The following is a 19,382-nucleotide window of genomic DNA, read 5'->3' on the forward strand; positions in this document are numbered from 1 at the left end:
CAAGGTAGCCTCATGCGTTATTTTCCTCGCCTGAATGAAGTTATGTGGAGCCGTGATGCCAAACAGTTTGACCTGGTGCGACCTGCCTGAAGATGTTTCCCAGTGGCCTGGATTGCCGCTTTCCCTGAGCGGTGATGAGGTCATGCCGTTGGATTATCACGCCGGACGCAGCGGCTGGCTGCTGTATGGCCGCGGTCTTAACAAGCGTCGCCTGACCGAGTGGCAGCGAGAACTGGGGGCGGCCCTGGTGATTGTTGCCTCCTGGGCGGTTGACGACTATCAGGTGATTCGGCTGGCTGGTTCTTTAACGCTACGAGCGACCCGTCTGGCCCATGAGGCCGGTTTTGACGTCGCGCCGCTGGGTAAAATCCCGCATTTACGTACGCCGGGGCTGCTGGTCATGGATATGGACTCGACGGCGATTCAGATTGAGTGCATTGATGAAATCGCCAAACTGGCCGGTACCGGCGAGCTGGTCTCTGAAGTGACCGAGCGCGCGATGCGCGGCGAACTTGATTTTACCGCCAGCCTGCGCCAGCGGGTGGCGACGCTGAAAGATGCCGATGCCAATATTCTGCTGCAGGTGCGGGAAACGCTGCCGCTGATGCCGGGCCTGACCCAGCTGGTGCTGAAGCTGGAAACGCTCGGCTGGAAAGTGGCGATCGCCTCCGGCGGCTTCACCTTCTTTGCCGAGTATCTGCGCGACAAGCTGCATCTCGACGCGGTGGTCGCCAACGAACTGGAGATCATGGACGGTAAGCTGACCGGCAACGTTATCGGCGATATCGTCGATGCGAAATACAAAGCCAATACGCTGCGTAAACTGGCGGAAAAGTATGAGATCCCGCCGGCGCAAACCGTCGCCATTGGCGATGGCGCAAACGATCTGCCGATGATTAAAGCGGCAGGGCTCGGCATCGCCTATCATGCTAAGCCCAAAGTTAATGAACTGGCGGAAGTGACAATCCGCCACGCTGACCTGATGGGGGTATTCTGTATTCTCTCCGGCAGCATGAATCAAAAGTAAGAGGTTAACGTGGCGAAAGCTCCAAAACGCGCATTTGTCTGTAATGAATGCGGTGCGGATTATCCGCGCTGGCAGGGGCAGTGCAGCGCCTGTCATGCCTGGAATACCATAACCGAGATGCGCATTGCCGCTTCGCCCCAGGTGGCAAGAAACGAACGTCTGTCAGGATATGCCGGTAATGCCGGCGTATCGAAAGTGCAGAAGCTCTCCGATATCAGCCTCGAAGCGCTGCCGCGCTTTTCGACCGGCTTTAAAGAGTTTGACCGCGTGCTCGGCGGCGGCGTGGTGCCGGGGAGCGCGATTCTGATCGGCGGCAACCCCGGCGCGGGTAAGTCGACGCTGCTGCTGCAAACCCTGTGTAAGCTCGCCGAAGGTATGAAAACGCTCTACGTCACCGGGGAAGAGTCGCTTCAGCAGGTGGCGATGCGCGCTCACCGTTTAGGCCTGCCGACGGCTAACCTCAATATGCTGTCAGAAACCAGCATTGAGCAGATTTGCCAGATTGCCGATGAAGAAAAGCCGCAGCTGATGGTTATCGACTCCATCCAGGTAATGCATATGGCCGACGTGCAGTCGTCGCCGGGCAGCGTGGCCCAGGTGCGCGAAACGGCAGCCTATTTAACGCGCTTTGCCAAGACGCGCGGCGTGGCTATCGTCATGGTCGGCCACGTGACCAAAGATGGCTCGCTGGCCGGGCCGAAAGTGCTGGAGCACTGTATCGACTGCTCCGTGCTGCTCGACGGCGACGCCGATTCTCGTTTCCGCACCCTGCGCAGCCATAAAAACCGCTTCGGCGCGGTCAACGAGCTGGGCGTATTCGCTATGACCGAGCAGGGGCTACGTGAAGTGAGCAACCCCTCGGCTATCTTTCTGAGCCGCGGTGACGAAGTGACTTCCGGCAGTTCGGTGATGGTGGTCTGGGAAGGCACGCGACCGCTGCTGGTGGAGATCCAGGCGCTGGTCGATCACTCGATGATGTCCAACCCGCGCCGCGTGGCGGTGGGGCTGGAGCAGAACCGTCTGGCGATCCTGCTGGCGGTTCTGCATCGTCACGGCGGTCTGCAGATGGCCGACCAGGACGTCTTCGTCAACGTGGTTGGTGGCGTGAAGGTCACCGAAACCAGCGCCGATCTGGCGCTGCTGCTGGCGATGGTTTCCAGCCTGCGCGACCGTCCGCTGCCCCAGGACCTGGTGGTTTTCGGCGAAGTGGGTCTGGCAGGCGAGATTCGCCCGGTGCCGAGCGGCCAGGAGCGTATTTCAGAAGCGGCTAAGCATGGTTTTCGTCGGGCGATTGTTCCGGCAGCCAATGTGCCGAAAAAAGTGCCGGAAGGGATGCAAATCTTTGGCGTGAAAAAGCTTGCGGACGCACTTAGCGTCTTTGACGACTTATAATAAGTTAAAAGGAGACTCGCTATGTCGTCATTTGACTATTTAAAAAGCGCCATAAAGCAGAAGGGGTGTACGCTACAGCAGGTAGCTGACGCCAGCGGGATGACAAAAGGCTATCTGAGCCAGCTGCTGAACGCGAAAATTAAAAGCCCCAGCGCGCAGAAGCTGGAAGCGCTGCACCGGTTTCTCGGGCTGGAGTTTCCGCGTCGGCAAAAAAGCGTTGGCGTGGTATTTGGTAAGTTTTACCCGCTGCATACCGGACACATCTATTTGATTCAGCGCGCCTGTAGCCAGGTCGATGAGCTGCACATCATTATGGGCTACGACGATCCCCGCGACCGCGAGCTGTTTGAAAAGAGCGCGATGTCGCAGCAGCCGACCGTGCCCGACCGCCTGCGCTGGCTGCTGCAGACCTTCAAGTACCAGAAAAATATCCGCATCCACGCCTTCAATGAAGAGGGGATGGAACCTTATCCGCACGGCTGGGACGTCTGGAGCCGCGGGATCCGCGCCTTTATGAACGAGAAGGGCATTGAGCCTAACTGGATCTACACCTCGGAAGAGGGCGACGCGCCGCAGTATCTGGATCATCTGGGAATTGAAACCGTACTCATCGATCCTAAACGCACCTTTATGAACATCAGCGGCGGGCAGATTCGTGAAAACCCGTTCCGCTATTGGGAATATATTCCTACCGAAGTGAAGCCGTTTTTCGTGCGCACGGTGGCGATCCTGGGCGGTGAATCGAGCGGTAAGTCGACGCTGGTGAATAAGCTATCCAATATCTTTAATACCACCAGCGCCTGGGAGTATGGCCGCGACTACGTCTTTTCGCACCTCGGCGGCGATGAGATGGCGCTGCAATATTCCGACTACGACAAGATTGCCCTCGGCCACGCGCAGTATATTGATTTCGCGGTGAAGTATGCCAACAAGGTGGCGTTCATCGACACGGACTTTGTCAGCACCCAGGCGTTCTGTCTCAAGTACGAAGGGCGGGAACATCCCTTTGTGCAGGCGCTGATCGACGAGTATCGTTTTGACCTGGTCATCCTGCTGGAAAACAACACGCCGTGGGTGGCTGATGGTTTGCGTAGCCTTGGCAGCTCGGTGGACCGCAAAGAGTTTCAGACGCTGCTGGTGTCGTTGCTCAAGGAGAACGAGATAGATTTTGTGCATGTGAAAGAGGCCGACTACGATGCCCGCTTCCTGCGCTGCGTGGAGCTGGTGAAAGAGATGATGGGCGAGCAGGGATAGGCCTTCTGCGGCCTGATGCCGCATGAATGCCTGCGCCGGGCTACAGCCCTCTCCCGGCGGGAGAGGGGGCAAACACGAAAAAGGGCAACCTGCGTTGCCCTTTTGCTTTTATTTCGCGATACGTTTGTACTTAATACGCTTCGGCTCCAGCGCATCGGCGCCGAGGGTGCGTTTCTTGTACTCTTCGTATTCGGTAAAGTTACCTTCGAAGAACTCCACCTTACCTTCATCCTGGTAGTCCAGAATGTGGGTCGCGATGCGGTCGAGGAACCAGCGGTCGTGCGAGATAACCATCGCGCAGCCCGGGAACTCCAGCAGGGCGTTTTCCAGCGCGCGCAGGGTTTCGATATCCAGGTCGTTGGTGGGCTCATCGAGCAGCAGGACGTTACCGCCCACCTGCAGCAGCTTCGCCAGGTGCAGACGACCGCGCTCACCGCCGGACAGCTCGCCAACGCGCTTGCCCTGGTCAACGCCTTTGAAGTTAAAGCGGCCCACGTAGGCGCGGCTCGGCATCTCGGTGTTGCCAACCTTCATGATATCCAGCCCGCCGGAAACTTCTTCCCATACGGTTTTGCTGTTGTCCATCGCGTCGCGGAACTGATCGACGGAGGCCAGCTTGACGGTTTCACCCAGGGTGATTGAACCGGCATCAGGCTGTTCCTGACCGGACATCATGCGGAACAGGGTGGATTTACCCGCGCCGTTCGGGCCGATGATGCCGACGATAGCGCCTTTCGGTACCGAGAAGCTCAGGTCGTCAATCAGCAGACGGTCGCCGTAGGACTTACGCAGGTTGCTGACTTCAACCACTTTATCGCCCAGACGTGCGCCTGGCGGAATAAACAGTTCGTTAGTCTCGTTACGCTTCTGGTACTCGACGTTGTTAAGCTCTTCAAAGCGCGCCAGACGGGCTTTGCCCTTAGACTGACGGCCTTTCGCGCCCTGACGGACCCACTCCAGCTCTTTCTCGATTGACTTACGGCGCGCCGCTTCCTGAGAAGCTTCCTGCGCCAGACGCTGATCTTTCTGCTCCAGCCAGGAGGAGTAGTTGCCTTCCCACGGAATACCTTCGCCGCGGTCAAGCTCAAGGATCCAGCCGGCGACGTTATCGAGGAAGTAGCGGTCGTGGGTAATCGCCACGACGGTGCCTTCGAAATCGTGCAGGAAGCGTTCCAGCCACGCGACGGACTCTGCATCCAGGTGGTTAGTCGGTTCATCGAGCAGCAGCATGTCTGGTTTTTCCAGCAGCAGGCGGCACAGCGCGACGCGGCGGCGCTCACCGCCGGACAGGTTGGCGATTTTCGCGTCCCAGTCCGGCAGACGCAGGGCATCCGCCGCGCGCTCAAGCTGGACGTTCAGGTTATGGCCATCGTGCGCCTGGATAATCTCTTCGAACTTGCCCTGCTGAGCGGCGAGCTTGTCGAAGTCGGCATCCGGCTCCGCGTATTTGGCGTACACCTCGTCGAGACCTTTCAGGGCGTTGACCACTTCGGCCACCGCTTCTTCAACCGACTCACGGACGGTCTGCTCCGGATTGAGCTGCGGCTCCTGCGGCAGATAGCCGATTTTCAGGCCCGGCTGCGGACGGGCCTCGCCTTCGATATCGGTATCGATGCCGGCCATGATGCGCAGCAGGGTAGACTTACCGGCGCCGTTCAGACCGAGAACGCCGATTTTTGCGCCAGGGAAAAAGCTCAGGGAGATATTTTTCAGAATATGACGTTTCGGCGGAACCACTTTGCCGACACGATGCATGGTATAAACGAATTGAGCCACGTTGGACTTCGCCTCTTTTATATACTCTTCATCCCTCAGGCTCGCTTGATGCAGCCAGAATGATTTTGAGTAGGGTAGTGAATAGTTTTCAAAGGCGAAGTGTAGCCTTTTTCGCGCTTTAATCCCAGCGAGGCGATGGGATTCACAAAAGCGTAAAAAAATGTCCGGGACGTGGCGCGATTCGCGTTGTCTGATTAGCATATCTACGTAATACCTGAAATTTTTGCCCGCGGCATGATGCTGCTGTGGTGTATCTGAATAGAGGAAGAGCTTGTGGAAAAAGCCAAAACTGTGACGTGGCGTCTTCTGGCCGCCGGCGTAAGTCTGCTGACGTTAAGCCAACTGGCGCATGCGGATTCACTGGATGAACAGCGCAGCCGCTATGCTCAAATTAAACAGGCGTGGGACAGTCGACAAATGGACGTCGTCAATCAGCTGATGCCCACCCTGACGACCTATCCGCTCTATCCTTATCTCCAGTACCGGCAGATTACCGACGATCTGATGAACCAGCCGGCGCTGGTGGTGACCAACTTTATCGCCGCCAACCCGACGCTGCCCCCCGCGCGCTCGCTGAAATCACGGTTCGTCAATGAACTGGCGCGCCGTAGCGACTGGCGCGGCCTGCTGGCCTTCAGTCCGGATAAGCCGACCGGCACCGAGGCGCAGTGCAATTACTACTATGCGAAGTGGAACGTCGGCCAGGCTCAGGAGGCCTGGGACGGCGCCAAAGCGCTGTGGCTGAGCGGCAAAAGTCAGCCAAACGCCTGTGATCAGCTGTTTGGCGCCTGGCGCGCCTCCGGCCAGCAGGATCCGCTGGCCTACCTTGAACGCATTCGCCTGGCGATGAAAGCGGGCAATACCAGCCTGGTGCGGGTCCTGGCCCAGCAGATGCCTGCCGATTATCAAACGATTTCGACGGCGGTCATCGCGCTGGCTAACGATCCCAATAGCGTGATGACGTTCGCCCGGACAACCGGCGCGACGGATTTTACCCGCCAGATGGCGGCGGTCGCGTTTGCCAGCGTTGCGCGGCAGGATGTGGAAAATGCGCGCCTGATGATCCCCTCATTAGCGCAGGCGCAGCAGCTCAATGAAGATCAGATTCAGGAGCTGCGGGACATCGTCGCCTGGCGCCTGATGGGCAGCGACGTGACCGAAGAGCAGGCCATCTGGCGCGACGATGTCATCATGCGTTCGCAATCCACCTCGCTGGTGGAGCGCCGGGTTCGTATGGCGCTGGGCCTTGGGGACCGCCGGGGCCTGAACACCTGGCTGGCGCGCTTGCCGATGGAAGCGAAAGAGAAGGACGAATGGCGCTACTGGCAGGCCGATCTGCTGCTGGAGCGCGGGCGCGATGACGAAGCGAAAGATATTCTCCGCTCGCTGATGCAGCAGCGCGGCTTCTATCCGATGGTCGCCGCGCAGCGCCTTGGCGAGGAGTACAGGTTCCGCATCGATAAAGCGCCAGCGAACCTCGATCCGGCGCTGACCTCGGGGCCGGAAATGGCGCGGGTGCGCGAACTGATGTACTGGAATATGGATAACACCGCCCGCAGCGAGTGGGCCAATCTGGTCACCAGCAAGACCAAAGACCAGCAGGCGCAGCTGGCTCGTTACGCGTTTAATCAGAACTGGTGGGATCTCAGCGTCCAGGCCACCATCGCCGGTAAATTGTGGGATCAGCTGGAAGAGCGTTTCCCGCTGGCCTATAACGACCTCTTTACCCGCTATATCAGCGGTAAAGATATTCCGCAAAGCTACGCGATGGCCATTGCGCGTCAGGAGAGCGCCTGGAACCCGAAAGCCGGTTCACCGGTTGGCGCCCGCGGTCTGATGCAGATTATGCCGGGGACGGCAACGCATACGGTGAGCATGTTCAGTATTCCCGGCTATAGCGGTCCATCGCAGCTGCTCGATCCGGAAATGAACATCAACATTGGTACCAGCTATCTGCAATATGTTTACCAGCAGTTTGGCAATAACCGTATCTTCGCCTCCGCGGCCTATAACGCCGGTCCCGGGCGGGTGCGCACGTGGCGGGGCAACAGCGGCGGCCGCATTGACGCGGTGGCGTTTATTGAGAGCATTCCTTTCTCTGAAACGCGCGGCTACGTGAAAAACGTTTTGTCCTATGACGCCTACTATCGCTATTTTATGGGCCAGAAAGAGACGCTGCTGAGCGATACGGAGTGGAAGCTGCGCTATTAATATCGCCGTCGTCGGGCAACATCGTATTTCGCGATGTTGCCCGAAATCCGTAGAGTCCGGACAGAAGTATGTTATGCTTTGTACTCGTTAGTGAGTACATTCGACAGGTGGCGTAACATGACCCAACAATCCCCCTATTCAGCGGCGGTGGCCGAACAGCGTCATCAGGAGTGGCTGCGATTTGTTGCCCTCCTGCAGCAGGCGTACGCCGACGATCTCCATCTGCCGCTTTTACAGCTCATGCTGACGCCCGACGAGCGCGAGGCGCTGGGCACGCGGGTGCGTATTATTGAAGAGCTGCTGCGCGGCGAGATGAGCCAGCGCGAGCTGAAAAACGAGCTCGGCGCCGGGATCGCCACCATTACCCGCGGTTCGAACAGCCTGAAGTCAGCCCCGCCGGAGCTGCGTCTGTGGCTGGAGCAGGCGTTGATTAACGTTAACGATAAATAGCGTTATGAAACGGGCTTAGCGCCAGCACGACGGCCTGATGATAAACGCTGCTGCGCGTCAGTTTTCCGGCCGTAAATACGCCGATAGCGCCCTCTTTACGGCCAATTTCATCGATGCCGGTATACTGAGACATCACCGGCCCTAGCGCTTCTCCTGCCTGGACTTTTTCAAGAATGACCTGCGGCAGCGGCAGGGTCGCCGAGCGCGCTTCGCCGCGCAGGCTGCCGTCCTCGATCGTCACCCAGCTAAAGGTGCTGCCCTCATCGATGCCGGCTTCAATAGCGACCCAGAAGTCAGCATTGGGCTGCGCGCGACGCGCGTTAGCCACGCGGTTTCGTGCGCCAGCGCGCGTTTCGTCGCTGCCGAAAGGCTGTTCCGGCACGCCGCTCTCGACGGAGACGGACTCAATGTGGCAGGATCCTTCGCCGAAGATCTCGTTAAAAGCCTGCAGAATTGCCTGAATTTTGGCGGGATTAGTGGTAGCTGAGACAACATGGTGCATAATCAAAACAACTCAGAAATACTAAACATCATCGCAGTATACTCCAAATCATTCTTGTTGCAGGCGGCTATGCTTGTAGCTTAATGGTTAAGAGCTCATAACGGATAATAAAGCATGTTACAGGTATACCTTGTTCGCCACGGTGAAACGCAGTGGAACGCCGAGCGACGTATTCAGGGCCAGTCCGACAGTCCGCTTACCGCCCACGGTGAGCGTCAGGCCTGGCAGGTAGGCGAGCGCGCCAGAACGCTGGGGATTACGCATATTATCGCCAGCGATTTAGGCCGGACGCGGCGTACCGCAGAAATCATCGCTGAAGCCTGCGGATGCAGCGTCATGACCGATTCACGCTTGCGTGAGCTGGATATGGGCGTGCTGGAAAAGCGCCATATCGACTCGCTGAGCGAAGAAGAAGAGGGCTGGCGTCGACAGCTGGTTAACGGTACGCCCGACGGGCGCATCCCGCAGGGAGAGTCAATGCAGGAGCTGAGCGACCGTATGCACGCGGCGCTGACCTCTTGTCTGGAGCTGCCCGCAGGTAGCCGGCCGCTGCTGGTGAGCCACGGCATGGCGCTGGGGTGTCTGGTGAGTACGATTCTTGGCTTGCCCGCCTATGCGGAGCGTCGCCTGCGTCTGCGCAACTGCTCTATCTCTCGCGTTGACTATCAGCAAAGCCCCTGGCTGGCGTCGGGATGGGTCGTGGAAACCGCGGGGGATGTCTCGCATCTTGATGCCCCCGCGATGGATGAGCTACAGCGTTAACGACGAATCGGAATCAGGTATTCGCAGCGCAGCTGAATAGGCGGTTCCTGATTCCGGTTTTCATCTTCCGGGAAGAAGCGTTCGATATCCAGGCCCTTACGACGAGTGAGATTGAGCATCGGCATGCAGGTGCCGTAAACCGTCAGAATAAATTCCTGTAGCCCGGTGCCCAATCCTTCGTAGGTAAACATCACGTATTCGCCGCCTTCCAGCGTCACCGGGTGGGCGTTGTGCAGATGGCCGTTAGCCAGCTCCGGCGTCAGCGCGGTGGTGTAAAACACCTCCTGCTCATCGTCTTTATCGAGGCTCGGACGCGGCTCATGCAGGCCGTACAGCGTCGGAGGAATCGACGGCGTATTGGCGAGGAATTCACGCCAGAACTGCACGCGCATCTGATTACGGAAATCGGAGATCTCTTCCAGCTTGCAGGTATAGCTCTGGGTCACGCCGACCAGCTGAGTGGTGTTCAGCGTGACGAATTCGTACTGCGGCATGGTGAACTCGCCCAGACGCAGCGGAGGACGCATACCGTAAGAGCTCCAGTCGGGGGAGCGTCGGTAAAGGGCTGGCGTCAACGAGAACTGTTTTTTAAATGCGCGAGTAAAAGTCTGCTGCGAGTCAAAGCGATACTGCAGCGCAATATCGAGAATCGGACGCGCGGTCAGGCGTAGGGCAACCGCTGACTTAGATAAGCGACGGGCGCGAATATAGGCACCAATGGCATGGCCGGTCACGTCCTTGAACATTCTTTGCAGATGCCACTTGGAATAGCCCGCCTTCGCTGCCACATTGTCCAGTGAGAGTGGCTGATCCAGGTGACCTTCCAGCCAGCTAAGGAGATCGCGAATAATCCCTGCTTGATCCATAAAATATCCCCATCCTTAAACTCAGGTGCCTGATACTAAAGGTAGCGGATAATAGCATTTTTTGATGTTTTAGCATTCAGTGTTTTTTTTGCTTTTAAATGCGATTCTTCCAGAAGTATCGGTGGTAATTTTGTAAAGCTGTGATCTATAAAACTTTTCTTCTTAATGTGTGATAATCACTCAGCTAAATTTTTAAGAATGGTAACAATATGAAATACAAGAAGTTAGTGGCAGGTATGCTTTTACTGGCGGGGTCTCAGATGGCGCAGGCGGAGCAAATTGGCTCTGTGGATACCGTGTTTAAGTTCCTTGGGCCGGATCATAAAATTGTCGTAGAGGCCTTTGACGACCCGGATGTACAAAACGTGACGTGCTACATCAGCCGGGCGAAAACCGGGGGAATTAAAGGCGGGTTAGGGCTGGCGGAAGATACCTCTGATGCTGCGATCTCCTGTCAGCAGGTGGGGCCGATTGAGCTGACGGATAAAATCAAAAACGGTAAAACGCAGGGCGATGTCGTGTTCCAGAAACGCACCTCGCTGGTATTTAAAAAGCTGCAGGTGGTGCGCTTTTACGATGCCAAACGCAATGCGCTGGTCTATCTGACCTATTCGGATAAAATCGTCGATGGCTCGCCGAAGAACGCGATTAGCGCGGTGCCGATTATGCCATGGAATAAATAACAGGGAACGCCGATGCAACAACCGCGGATCTGGTTGGTGGAAGATGAGATGAGCATCGCCGATACGCTCGTCTACCAGCTGCAGCAGGAAGGATTTATCGTTACGGCGTTCGAGCGCGGGCTGCCGGCGCTCGATGCGGCACATCACCACCAACCCGACCTGGCGATTCTCGACGTCGGGCTGCCGGATATCAGCGGGTTTGAGCTCTGTCGGCGGCTGCTTGCTCGCTACCCGGCGCTGCCGGTGCTGTTCCTGACGGCCCGCAGCGAAGAGGTGGATAAGCTGCTTGGCCTGGAAATCGGCGCTGATGACTATATTGCCAAGCCATTTTCCCCTCGTGAAGTTTGCGCCAGAGTTCGCACCGTTCTGCGGCGGCTGCAGAAGTTCGCCGCCCCTCCACCGCTCTTGCGCGTGGGGGAGTTCACATTGAACGACGCCGCGGCTCGGGTCACCTGGTGCGGTCAGAGCCTGAATCTGACCCGCTATGAGTTTTTATTATTAAAAACGCTACTGCACTCTCCGGGGCGCATTTTTTCCCGCCAGCAGCTAATGGAGCAGGTATGGGGCGATGCGAACGAGAGCTTCGATCGTACCGTGGATACTCATATCAAAACGCTGCGCGCTAAGCTGCGAGAAGTGAACCCTGACATCTCCCCCATCAATACGCACCGCGGCATGGGATACAGCCTTGGAGGCTTCTGATGCGCATCGGTATGCGGCTGCTGATGGGCTACTTTTTGATTGTGGCGATCGCGGCCTGGTTTGTGCTTTCCATCTTCGTTCAGGAGATTAAACCCGGGGTCCGGCGGGCAACCGAAGGGACGCTGATTGATACGGCTACCCTGCTTGCCGAGCTGGCCCGCGAGGATTTACTTTCCCCCGATCCCCAGCACGGGCGCCTGGCCCAGGCTTTTCAAACGCTGCATCGCCAGCCGATCAACGCCAACATTGCCGGCATTAATAAAGTTCGCAATGAATATCACGTCTATATGACCGATGCGCAGGGCAAGGTGGTGTTTGATTCTGCGGGCAGTGCGCTGGGGCAAGACTACTCGCGCTGGAACGATGTCTGGCTCACTTTACGCGGGCAATACGGCGCGCGCAGCACGCGCAGCGATCCGAACGATGATAACAGCTCGGTGATGTATATTGCCGCGCCGGTGACTGACAGCGGCCGAATCATTGGCCTGCTAAGCGTCGGGAAACCCAATCTGGCCATGGCGCCGGTCATTAAACGCAGCGAGCGGCGTATTCTGTGGGCCGGCGGGGCGCTACTGGGGATCGCGCTCCTGATAGGCGCTGCGATGGTATGGTGGATTAACTTTTCCATCGGCAAGCTGGTTCGCTACGCGGACTCCGTGACCGCCGATCGTCCGGTTCCGCTGCCGAATCTGGGCGGCAGTGAACTGCGTAAGCTGGCGCAGGCGCTGGAGAGTATGCGCCTTAAGCTTGAAGGTAAAAACGCCATTGAAAACTATATTTATGCGCTGACCCATGAGCTGAAGAGCCCGCTGGCGGCGATTCGCGGCGCGGCAGAAATTCTCCGTGAGGCTCCTCCACCTGAGGTCGCCGCCCGTTTTACGCGTAATATTCTGGCGCAGAACGCGCGAATGCAGTCGCTGGTGGAGAATTTGCTCCAGCAGGCCCGGCTGGAGAACCGGCTGGAGATCGCCCGACGTCCCGTCCCCGTCGCTGAGCTATTTGATCGCCTGGCCGAGGAGCGCGAGATCGCGCTGGCGGCGAAAAAAGTGACGCTGCGCTGGCAGGATACGCCTCTGATGGTTGAAGGCGATCGGGAGCTTCTGGTGCAGGCGTTGGGTAATCTCCTTGATAATGCTATCGATTTCACGCCTTCCGCAGGGGAGATCCTGCTTGGGGCGGAAGAGCGTGATGGCGGCGTGCTGTTAACCGTATGCGATACGGGATGCGGCATTCCCGACTACGCCCTGGAGCGTATTTTTGAACGTTTCTATTCCCTGCCTCGTGAAAATGGGCAAAAAAGCAGTGGCCTGGGACTGGCGTTTGTTCGTGAAGTCGCGCGCCTGCATCAGGGGGATATCCAGCTGGTTAATCGCCCTGAAGGCGGCGCGTGCGCTTTGCTGGCACTTCACGCTCACTTCACATAGCTTCAAACTCTCCCCACACGGCCCCTTTAAGGTGAGCGCATCACTAAGGAGAGGGCTATGTTGAAATCACCACTATTCTGGAAAATGAGCACCCTGCTGGGGTGCATTTTACTGTTGTCGATCCCGCTGATGCTGGTCCGGCAGCTGATCGTTGAACGCGCGGACTATCGTAGCGACGTGGTTGACGCGCTGGAGAGCAGCACCAGCGGATCGCAGAAACTGGCCGGACCGCTGATTGCCATTCCGGTGACCGAGACGCTAACGCGGGTTGAGGGAACTAAAACGGTAGAATATCAAACCCAATGGGTACACTACTGGCTGCCGGAGACGCTGGCGGTCACCGGTAATCAGGATGTTGAATCCCGGCGAATCGGTATCTATGAGGGGCAGATCTGGCACAATAATCTCAGCGTCAAAGCGCATTTTGAACCTTCGCGCATTAAGGCGCTCAGGAAGCAGACGATTACGCTGGGCAGACCGTTTCTGGTCGTCAGCGTCAGCGATGCGCGCGGTATTGGCGAGATTACGTCACCAGAGCTCAATGGCGAGAGGCTACCCGTTGAGCCTGGGCCGGGTCTCGACGATAGCGGGGAGGGCATTCATGTGCCGATGCCGCTGTTACTCCCTGAACAAAAAGCGCTGGATATTGAATTCACGCTCAATCTGAATGGCAGCGGCAGTTTCTCGGTGGTTCCGCTTGGGCGCAACAGTACCTTACAGCTTGCCGGCAACTGGCCGCACCCGGGGTTCCTTGGCGACTTTTTACCTGCAAAGCGGGAAGTCAGCCCAACAGGCTATCGCGCCCAGTGGCAAAGCACCTGGTTTGCCAACAATATGGCGAAGTTTTTTGTTGAGGGTCGGCAGATTGAGTGGCGTCAGTTGCCCGCTTTCAACGTGAATGTCACCACGCCCGCCGATCAATATCAGCTGACCGATCGGGCGACAAAATATGCCGTTCTGTTGATAACGCTGACGTTTATGGCATTTTTTGTTTTTGAAAGCTTAACGCGGTATCGCATGCACCCCATGCAGTATCTGCTGGTGGGGCTGTCGCTGGTCATGTTCTATCTGGTGCTGCTGGCGCTGTCCGAACATATCGGTTTTACGGCATCGTGGATTGCCGCCAGCCTGCTAGGCGCGCTTATCAATGGGGTGTATCTTCAGGCAGTATTGAATGGTTGGCGTAACAGTTTACTGTTCGTCTGTGCGCTACTGCTGCTGGACGGCGTTATGTGGATGCTGTTGCGATCGGAAGATAGCGCATTGCTGCTGGGGACCGGCGTATTGCTGCTGGCGTTAAGTGCGCTGATGTTCCTGACCCGCCACGTTGACTGGTACGCGTTATCTCTGCCGAAGGCAAAAGGTGAACTGCCGGACGCTGGTCAGGATGACGATAAGCTCAGGATCTGGAAATAAAAAAACGGCGCGAATTGCGCCGTTTTTACGTTATGACAGCAAGAAAAACGGTGTTATTCCTGCAGGTCGCCACAGAAGCGGTACCCCTCGCCATGGATGGTGGCGATAATTTCCGGGGTGTCCGGAGTGGATTCAAAATGCTTACGAATGCGACGGATGGTCACGTCCACGGTACGGTCGTGCGGCTTCAGCTCACGGCCGGTCATTTTCTTCAGCAGTTCCGCACGCGACTGGATTTTGCCCGGATTTTCGCAGAAGTGCAGCATGGCGCGGAATTCACTGCGCGGCAGCTTGTACTGCTCACCATTGGGGCTTACCAGCGAGCGGCTATTGATATCCAGCTCCCAGCCGTTGAACTTATAGCTTTCCACGCTACGGCGCTCTTCGCTCACGGTACCCAGGTTCATGGTACGGGAGAGCAGGTTGCGCGCGCGGATCGTCAGTTCACGTGGGTTGAACGGTTTAGTGATATAATCATCGGCGCCAATTTCGAGGCCAAGGATTTTATCCACTTCGTTATCGCGGCCGGTGAGGAACATCAGCGCGACGTCCGCCTGCTCACGCAGTTCGCGTGCTAGCAGGAGACCATTTTTACCCGGCAGGTTGATATCCATGATCACCAGGTTGATATCATTTTCAGACAGGATCTGATGCATTTCCGCGCCATCGGTCGCTTCGAATACATCATAACCTTCTGCTTCGAAAATACTTTTTAACGTGTTGCGTGTTACCAACTCGTCTTCAACGATAAGAATGTGCGGGGTCTGCATGTTTGCTACCTAAATTGCCAACTAAATCGAAACAGGAAGTACCAAAGTCCCTGACCTGCCTGGTGCATGTCGCAAATTAACATGCCCGGCGTAACATGACTAAAGTACGTAATTGCGTTCTTGATGCACTTTCCATCAACGTCAACAACATCATTAGCTTGGTCGTGGGTACTTTCCCTCTGGACCCGACGGTGTCAAAAACGGCTGTCATCCTAACCATTTTAACAGCAACATAACAGGCTAAGTGAGGCATGACACCCAATAAAACTACGCTTCGTTGACATATATCAAGTTCAATTGTAGCACGTTAACAGTCTTGTGAAATCATTGCATCTAAACGGGATTCATCTTCACAATTCATACTTCGCTCAATTAGTTGCAATGAGAAAATAATAAACGCGGTGAATCCAAAGCCTCAAAACGTACTCGGACGTAAATTTCATTGCCAAACATACGGATAAAGCCGTTCTGTTAACATACTCTGTGTCATGGTGCCTTGGGAATAGTTTAGTTTTTTTTATGGGTGATAAAGCTCAAATTTAGTGATTTTTGTTGCAAATTTGTAAATTCACGGCGCGTAAAATGAGGGAAAAAATCGTTATTCCCACCGCCTAAAAGGTAAAAGAGAAACCGAATGCGTTTATCAATTGTATTAGTGTCCCCGGCTCGGGCGGAAAACGTCGGGGCGGCAGCCAGAGCGATGAAAACCATGGGGTTTAGCGACATGCGTATCGTCGATAGCGAGGCGCATTTGCAGCCCGCCGCGCGCTGGGTCGCGCACGGTTCTGGCGATATCCTCGATAATATCAAAACTTATGCCACGCTGGAGCAGGCGCTGCACGATGTTGATTTTACCGTGGCCACGACCGCCCGCAGCCGGGCGCGTTTCCACTACTATGCGACGCCGCAGCAGCTCCTGCCGCTGCTGGAAGAAAAAGCGCAGTGGATGCATCATGCCGCGCTGGTGTTTGGTCGGGAAGATTCTGGTCTGACGAATGAAGAGCTGGCCCTTGCCGATGTGTTGACCGGTGTGCCGATGGCGGCTGACTATCCTTCGCTAAACCTGGGGCAGTCGGTGATGGTCTATTGCTACCAGCTGACCTCATTGCTGCAGCAGGCCCCGTCAACCTCCGCCGACGCAGATGATAATCAGCTGCAGGCGTTACGCCTGCGAACGCGCGATCTGCTTAACCGCCTCGGCGCGGGTGATGATATAAAACTGTCCGACTGGCTGGAGCAGCGGATAGGACTTTTGCAGCAGCGAGACACCGCCATGCTGCATCGTTTACTGCACGATATTGAAAAAAACCTCCCAGGGTAAAATGCTGTCATATTATTTTCATATGGTCTTATGTGCTAATTATTTGCGTCTGGATGCGTAAATACGGATGAATTGTCAGGTTGCTATGGCGTATTGGCCAGGTGTGAAAAAAAGGGCTAAAAGTAGAAATTCGTTGACTTAAGTCGACAGATACTTTAACCAATATAGGCACAGGACACAGACAGATAAAAATTACAGAGTACACAACATCCATGAATCGCATCGGCATGATCACCACGATTATCACCACCACTATTACCACAGGTAACGGTGCGGGCTGACGCGTACAGGAAACACAGAAAAAAGCCCGCACCTGAACAGTGCGGGCTTTTTTTTCGATAAAAAATCAAGGGGTCATAACCATGCGTGTGTTGAAGTTCGGCGGTACATCAGTGGCAAATGCAGAACGTTTTCTGCGTGTTGCCGATATTCTGGAGAGTAATGCCAGGCAGGGGCAGGTAGCGACCGTACTGTCTGCCCCGGCGAAGATCACTAACCATCTGGTTGCGATGATCGAAAAAACCATTGGCGGGCAGGATGCGCTGACTAATATCGCTGATGCCGAACGCATTTTCGCCGAACTTCTGCAAGGCCTCGCCGATGCCCAGCCGGGCTTTCCGCACGCTCAGTTGAAAATGTTTGTCGAGCAGGAGTTTGCGCAAATCAAACACGTCCTGCACGGTATTAGCCTGCTCGGACAGTGCCCGGATAGCGTCAATGCGTCTCTGATCTGCCGGGGAGAAAAGCTCTCCATCGCTATTATGGCCGGCTTACTGGAAGCGCGCGGTCATAACGTCACGGTGATTAATCCGGTTGAAAAACTGCTTGCCGTTGGCCATTACCTCGAATCCACCGTGGACATCGCCGAGTCGACCCGCCGCATTGCCGCCAGCCAGATCCCGGCTGACCATATGGTGCTGATGGCGGGCTTTACCGCCGGTAACGAAAAGGGCGAACTGGTGGTGCTGGGCCGTAACGGCTCTGACTACTCCGCAGCGGTGCTGGCCGCCTGCCTGCGCGCCGACTGCTGTGAAATCTGGACCGACGTTGACGGCGTTTATACCTGCGACCCGCGTCAGGTGCCGGATGCGCGTTTGCTGAAGTCGATGTCCTATCAGGAAGCTATGGAGCTCTCCTACTTCGGCGCCAAAGTTTTGCACCCGCGTACTATCGCCCCCATCGCCCAGTTCCAGATCCCCTGTTTAATCAAAAATACCGGTAATCCGCAGGCGCCGGGTACGCTTATCGGCGGCAGCAGCGATGAAGACGATCTGCCGGTGAAAGGTATCTCTAATCTCAACAATATGGCGATGTTCAACGTCTCCGGGCCGGGGATGAAGGGGATGGTTGGCATGGCGGCGCGCGTGTTCGCCACTATGTCCCGCGCGGGAATCTCCGTTGTTCTTATCACCCAGTCCTCTTCCGAATACAGCATCAGCTTCTGCGTGCCGCAGAGCGATTGCGCTCGGGCGAAGCGGGTAATGGAAGATGAATTTTATCTGGAGCTGAAAGAGGGGCTGCTTGAGCCGCTGTCGATCATGGAACGCCTGGCGATTATTTCGGTTGTCGGCGATGGTATGCGCACCCTGCGTGGGATTTCCGCTAAATTCTTCGCTGCGCTGGCGCGCGCCAATATCAACATTGTGGCGATTGCCCAGGGTTCTTCCGAGCGCTCTATTTCCGTTGTCGTGAGCAACGATGATGCGACCACCGGCGTTCGCGTGACCCACCAGATGCTGTTCAATACCGATCAGGTGATTGAAGTGTTTGTCATTGGCATCGGCGGCGTCGGCGGCGCGCTGATCGAACAGATCAAGCGCCAGCAGAGCTGGTTGAAGAGTAAACATATCGACCTCCGCGTTTGCGGGGTGGCTAACTCGCGCGCCTTGCTGACCAACGTACACGGCCTGAACCTTGAACACTGGCGCGATGAGCTGGCGGAAGCCAAAGAGGCGTTCAACCTGGGGCGACTTATTCGTCTGGTGAAAGAGTACCATCTGCTGAACCCGGTGATTGTCGACTGTACCTCCAGCCAGGCGGTGGCCGATCAGTACGCCGATTTCCTGCGCGAAGGTTTCCACGTGGTAACGCCGAACAAAAAGGCCAATACCTCATCGCTGGATTACTATCATCAGCTGCGTCATGCCGCGAGCAGCTCACGACGTAAGTTTTTATACGATACCAACGTCGGCGCGGGGCTGCCGGTAATCGAAAACCTGCAAAATCTGCTGAACGCCGGCGATGAGCTGCTGCGCTTCTCCGGTATTCTGTCCGGCTCGCTGTCATTTATCTTCGGTAAGCTGGACGAAGGCGTAAGCTTCTCTGCGGCGACGAAGCTGGCGCGTGAAATGGGCTATACCGAACCGGATCCGCGCGACGATCTTTCCGGCGTGGATGTTGCGCGTAAGCTGCTAATCCTCGCGCGTGAAACCGGGCGCGAACTGGAGCTGTCTGACATTATCGTAGAGCCGGCGCTACCGGCGGGTTTTGACGCCAGCGGCGATGTCGACAGCTTTATGGCACGCCTGCCTTCTCTGGATGACGAGTTTGCCTCGCGGGTCTCAAAAGCGCGCGATGAAGGTAAGGTCTTGCGCTATGTCGGTAATATCGAAGAGGATGGCACCTGCCGCGTGAAAATCGCCGCGGTTGATGGCAACGATCCGCTGTTTAAAGTGAAAAACGGCGAGAATGCGCTGGCGTTCTACAGCCACTATTACCAGCCGCTGCCGCTGGTGCTGCGCGGTTATGGTGCGGGTAACGATGTGACGGCGGCTGGCGTTTTCGCCGACCTGCTGCGTACCCTGTCATGGAAGTTAGGAGTTTAAG

General features: G+C 56.4%; 18 protein-coding genes and 1 other annotated feature. Of the genes, 14 read left to right on the top strand and 4 right to left on the bottom strand.

Annotated elements, in window-relative coordinates; translation table 11 throughout:
- The first annotated feature begins 55 nt into the window (after nt 1-55).
- Genes serB through nadR form a run of 3 tightly spaced genes read left to right on the top strand, consistent with a single transcriptional unit; the run spans nt 56 to nt 3,673 of the window.
- The gene (serB, locus tag CDA56_RS05130; protein ID WP_014227836.1) at nt 56-1,027 is read left to right on the top strand and encodes a phosphoserine phosphatase; all 972 of its coding nucleotides are present in this window, start codon (nt 56-58) and stop codon (nt 1,025-1,027) included.
- Between the two features lie 9 nt (nt 1,028-1,036).
- Entirely contained in the window at nt 1,037-2,419 is a 1,383-nt protein-coding gene (gene radA, locus CDA56_RS05135) for a DNA repair protein RadA (RefSeq protein ID WP_004098408.1), read from the top strand.
- Between the two features lie 21 nt (nt 2,420-2,440).
- Entirely contained in the window at nt 2,441-3,673 is a 1,233-nt protein-coding gene (gene nadR / locus CDA56_RS05140) for a multifunctional transcriptional regulator/nicotinamide-nucleotide adenylyltransferase/ribosylnicotinamide kinase NadR (RefSeq protein ID WP_004098414.1), read from the top strand.
- Between the two features lie 108 nt (nt 3,674-3,781).
- Here the strand turns inward: nadR and ettA are convergent, their stop codons facing one another.
- Nucleotides 3,782-5,449, bottom strand: coding sequence for an energy-dependent translational throttle protein EttA (gene ettA, locus CDA56_RS05145; RefSeq protein ID WP_103814876.1), 1,668 nt, complete (start codon nt 5,447-5,449; stop codon nt 3,782-3,784).
- A gap of 273 nt (nt 5,450-5,722) precedes the next feature.
- On the opposite strand from ettA, the gene sltY reads away from it, so the two are divergent.
- Together sltY and trpR are read left to right on the top strand one after the other, a co-directional pair.
- Nucleotides 5,723-7,660, top strand: coding sequence for a murein transglycosylase (gene sltY / locus CDA56_RS05150; protein ID WP_103814851.1), 1,938 nt, complete (start codon nt 5,723-5,725; stop codon nt 7,658-7,660).
- 117 nt (nt 7,661-7,777) lie between these two features.
- Entirely contained in the window at nt 7,778-8,110 is a 333-nt protein-coding gene (gene trpR, locus CDA56_RS05155) for a trp operon repressor (RefSeq protein WP_004098417.1), read from the top strand.
- Here the strand turns inward: trpR and yjjX are convergent.
- Nucleotides 8,097-8,612 (bottom strand): inosine/xanthosine triphosphatase, encoded by a 516-nt coding sequence (gene yjjX / locus CDA56_RS05160; RefSeq protein WP_014837357.1) that lies wholly within the window; start codon nt 8,610-8,612, stop codon nt 8,097-8,099. The genes trpR and yjjX overlap by 14 nt on opposite strands.
- A gap of 114 nt (nt 8,613-8,726) precedes the next feature.
- Between yjjX and gpmB the strand changes: the two genes are divergently transcribed.
- On the top strand, nt 8,727-9,374 hold the full coding sequence (gene gpmB, locus CDA56_RS05165) for a 2,3-diphosphoglycerate-dependent phosphoglycerate mutase GpmB (protein WP_014227840.1): 648 nt from the start codon (nt 8,727-8,729) through the stop codon (nt 9,372-9,374).
- Here gpmB and robA read toward each other — a convergent pair.
- Nucleotides 9,371-10,240 carry an MDR efflux pump AcrAB transcriptional activator RobA gene (robA, locus tag CDA56_RS05170; RefSeq protein WP_014227841.1) on the bottom strand — a complete coding sequence of 290 codons (870 nt, stop codon included), beginning with the start codon at nt 10,238-10,240 and terminating at the stop codon, nt 9,371-9,373. The two genes, gpmB and robA, sit on opposite strands and share 4 nt — an antisense overlap.
- A 209-nt stretch (nt 10,241-10,449) precedes the next feature.
- Here robA and creA point away from each other — a divergent pair, with 209 nt between their 5' ends.
- Genes creA through creD form a run of 4 tightly spaced genes read left to right on the top strand, consistent with a single transcriptional unit; the run spans nt 10,450 to nt 14,465 of the window.
- On the top strand, nt 10,450-10,923 hold the full coding sequence (gene creA / locus CDA56_RS05175) for a protein CreA (RefSeq protein ID WP_004098425.1): 474 nt from the start codon (nt 10,450-10,452) through the stop codon (nt 10,921-10,923).
- A gap of 12 nt (nt 10,924-10,935) precedes the next feature.
- Nucleotides 10,936-11,625, top strand: a complete 690-nt coding sequence (gene creB, locus CDA56_RS05180; protein ID WP_032747863.1) for a two-component system response regulator CreB — start codon at nt 10,936-10,938, stop codon at nt 11,623-11,625.
- Entirely contained in the window at nt 11,625-13,049 is a 1,425-nt protein-coding gene (creC, locus tag CDA56_RS05185) for a two-component system sensor histidine kinase CreC (protein WP_103814848.1), read from the top strand. The genes creB and creC overlap by 1 nt, the downstream gene beginning before the upstream one ends.
- Before the next feature lie 57 nt (nt 13,050-13,106).
- A complete protein-coding gene (gene creD / locus CDA56_RS05190; protein ID WP_103814846.1) occupies nt 13,107-14,465 on the top strand; it encodes a cell envelope integrity protein CreD in 1,359 nt (452 codons plus the stop codon).
- A 53-nt stretch (nt 14,466-14,518) separates the two neighbouring features.
- Here creD and arcA read toward each other — a convergent pair whose 3' ends face one another.
- Nucleotides 14,519-15,235 (bottom strand): two-component system response regulator ArcA, encoded by a 717-nt coding sequence (gene arcA, locus CDA56_RS05195; protein WP_002887843.1) that lies wholly within the window; start codon nt 15,233-15,235, stop codon nt 14,519-14,521.
- Between the two features lie 95 nt (nt 15,236-15,330).
- Here arcA and yjjY point away from each other — a divergent pair, with 95 nt between their 5' ends.
- The 4 genes from yjjY to thrA all read left to right on the top strand — a co-directional run bounded on the left by yjjY (nt 15,331) and on the right by thrA (nt 19,381).
- Nucleotides 15,331-15,471 carry a YjjY family protein gene (gene yjjY, locus CDA56_RS05200; protein ID WP_001541509.1) on the top strand — a complete coding sequence of 47 codons (141 nt, stop codon included), beginning with the start codon at nt 15,331-15,333 and terminating at the stop codon, nt 15,469-15,471.
- Nucleotides 15,472-15,869: 398 nt separating this feature from the next.
- Entirely contained in the window at nt 15,870-16,556 is a 687-nt protein-coding gene (locus tag CDA56_RS05205; protein ID WP_102803623.1) for a tRNA/rRNA methyltransferase, read from the top strand.
- Nucleotides 16,557-16,768: 212 nt separating this feature from the next.
- The gene (thrL, locus tag CDA56_RS05210; protein ID WP_004222578.1) at nt 16,769-16,837 is read left to right on the top strand and encodes a thr operon leader peptide; all 69 of its coding nucleotides are present in this window, start codon (nt 16,769-16,771) and stop codon (nt 16,835-16,837) included.
- Nucleotides 16,776-16,893 (top strand) — a sequence feature (Thr leader region). Its footprint overlaps the gene before it by 62 nt.
- A 25-nt stretch (nt 16,894-16,918) precedes the next feature.
- Nucleotides 16,919-19,381, top strand: coding sequence for a bifunctional aspartate kinase/homoserine dehydrogenase I (gene thrA, locus CDA56_RS05215; RefSeq protein ID WP_014227847.1), 2,463 nt, complete (start codon nt 16,919-16,921; stop codon nt 19,379-19,381).
- Nucleotide 19,382 lies beyond the last annotated feature (1 nt).

Origin of the sequence: Klebsiella michiganensis, from assembly GCF_002925905.1 — a bacterium.
Taxonomy (GTDB): domain Bacteria; phylum Pseudomonadota; class Gammaproteobacteria; order Enterobacterales; family Enterobacteriaceae; genus Klebsiella; species Klebsiella michiganensis.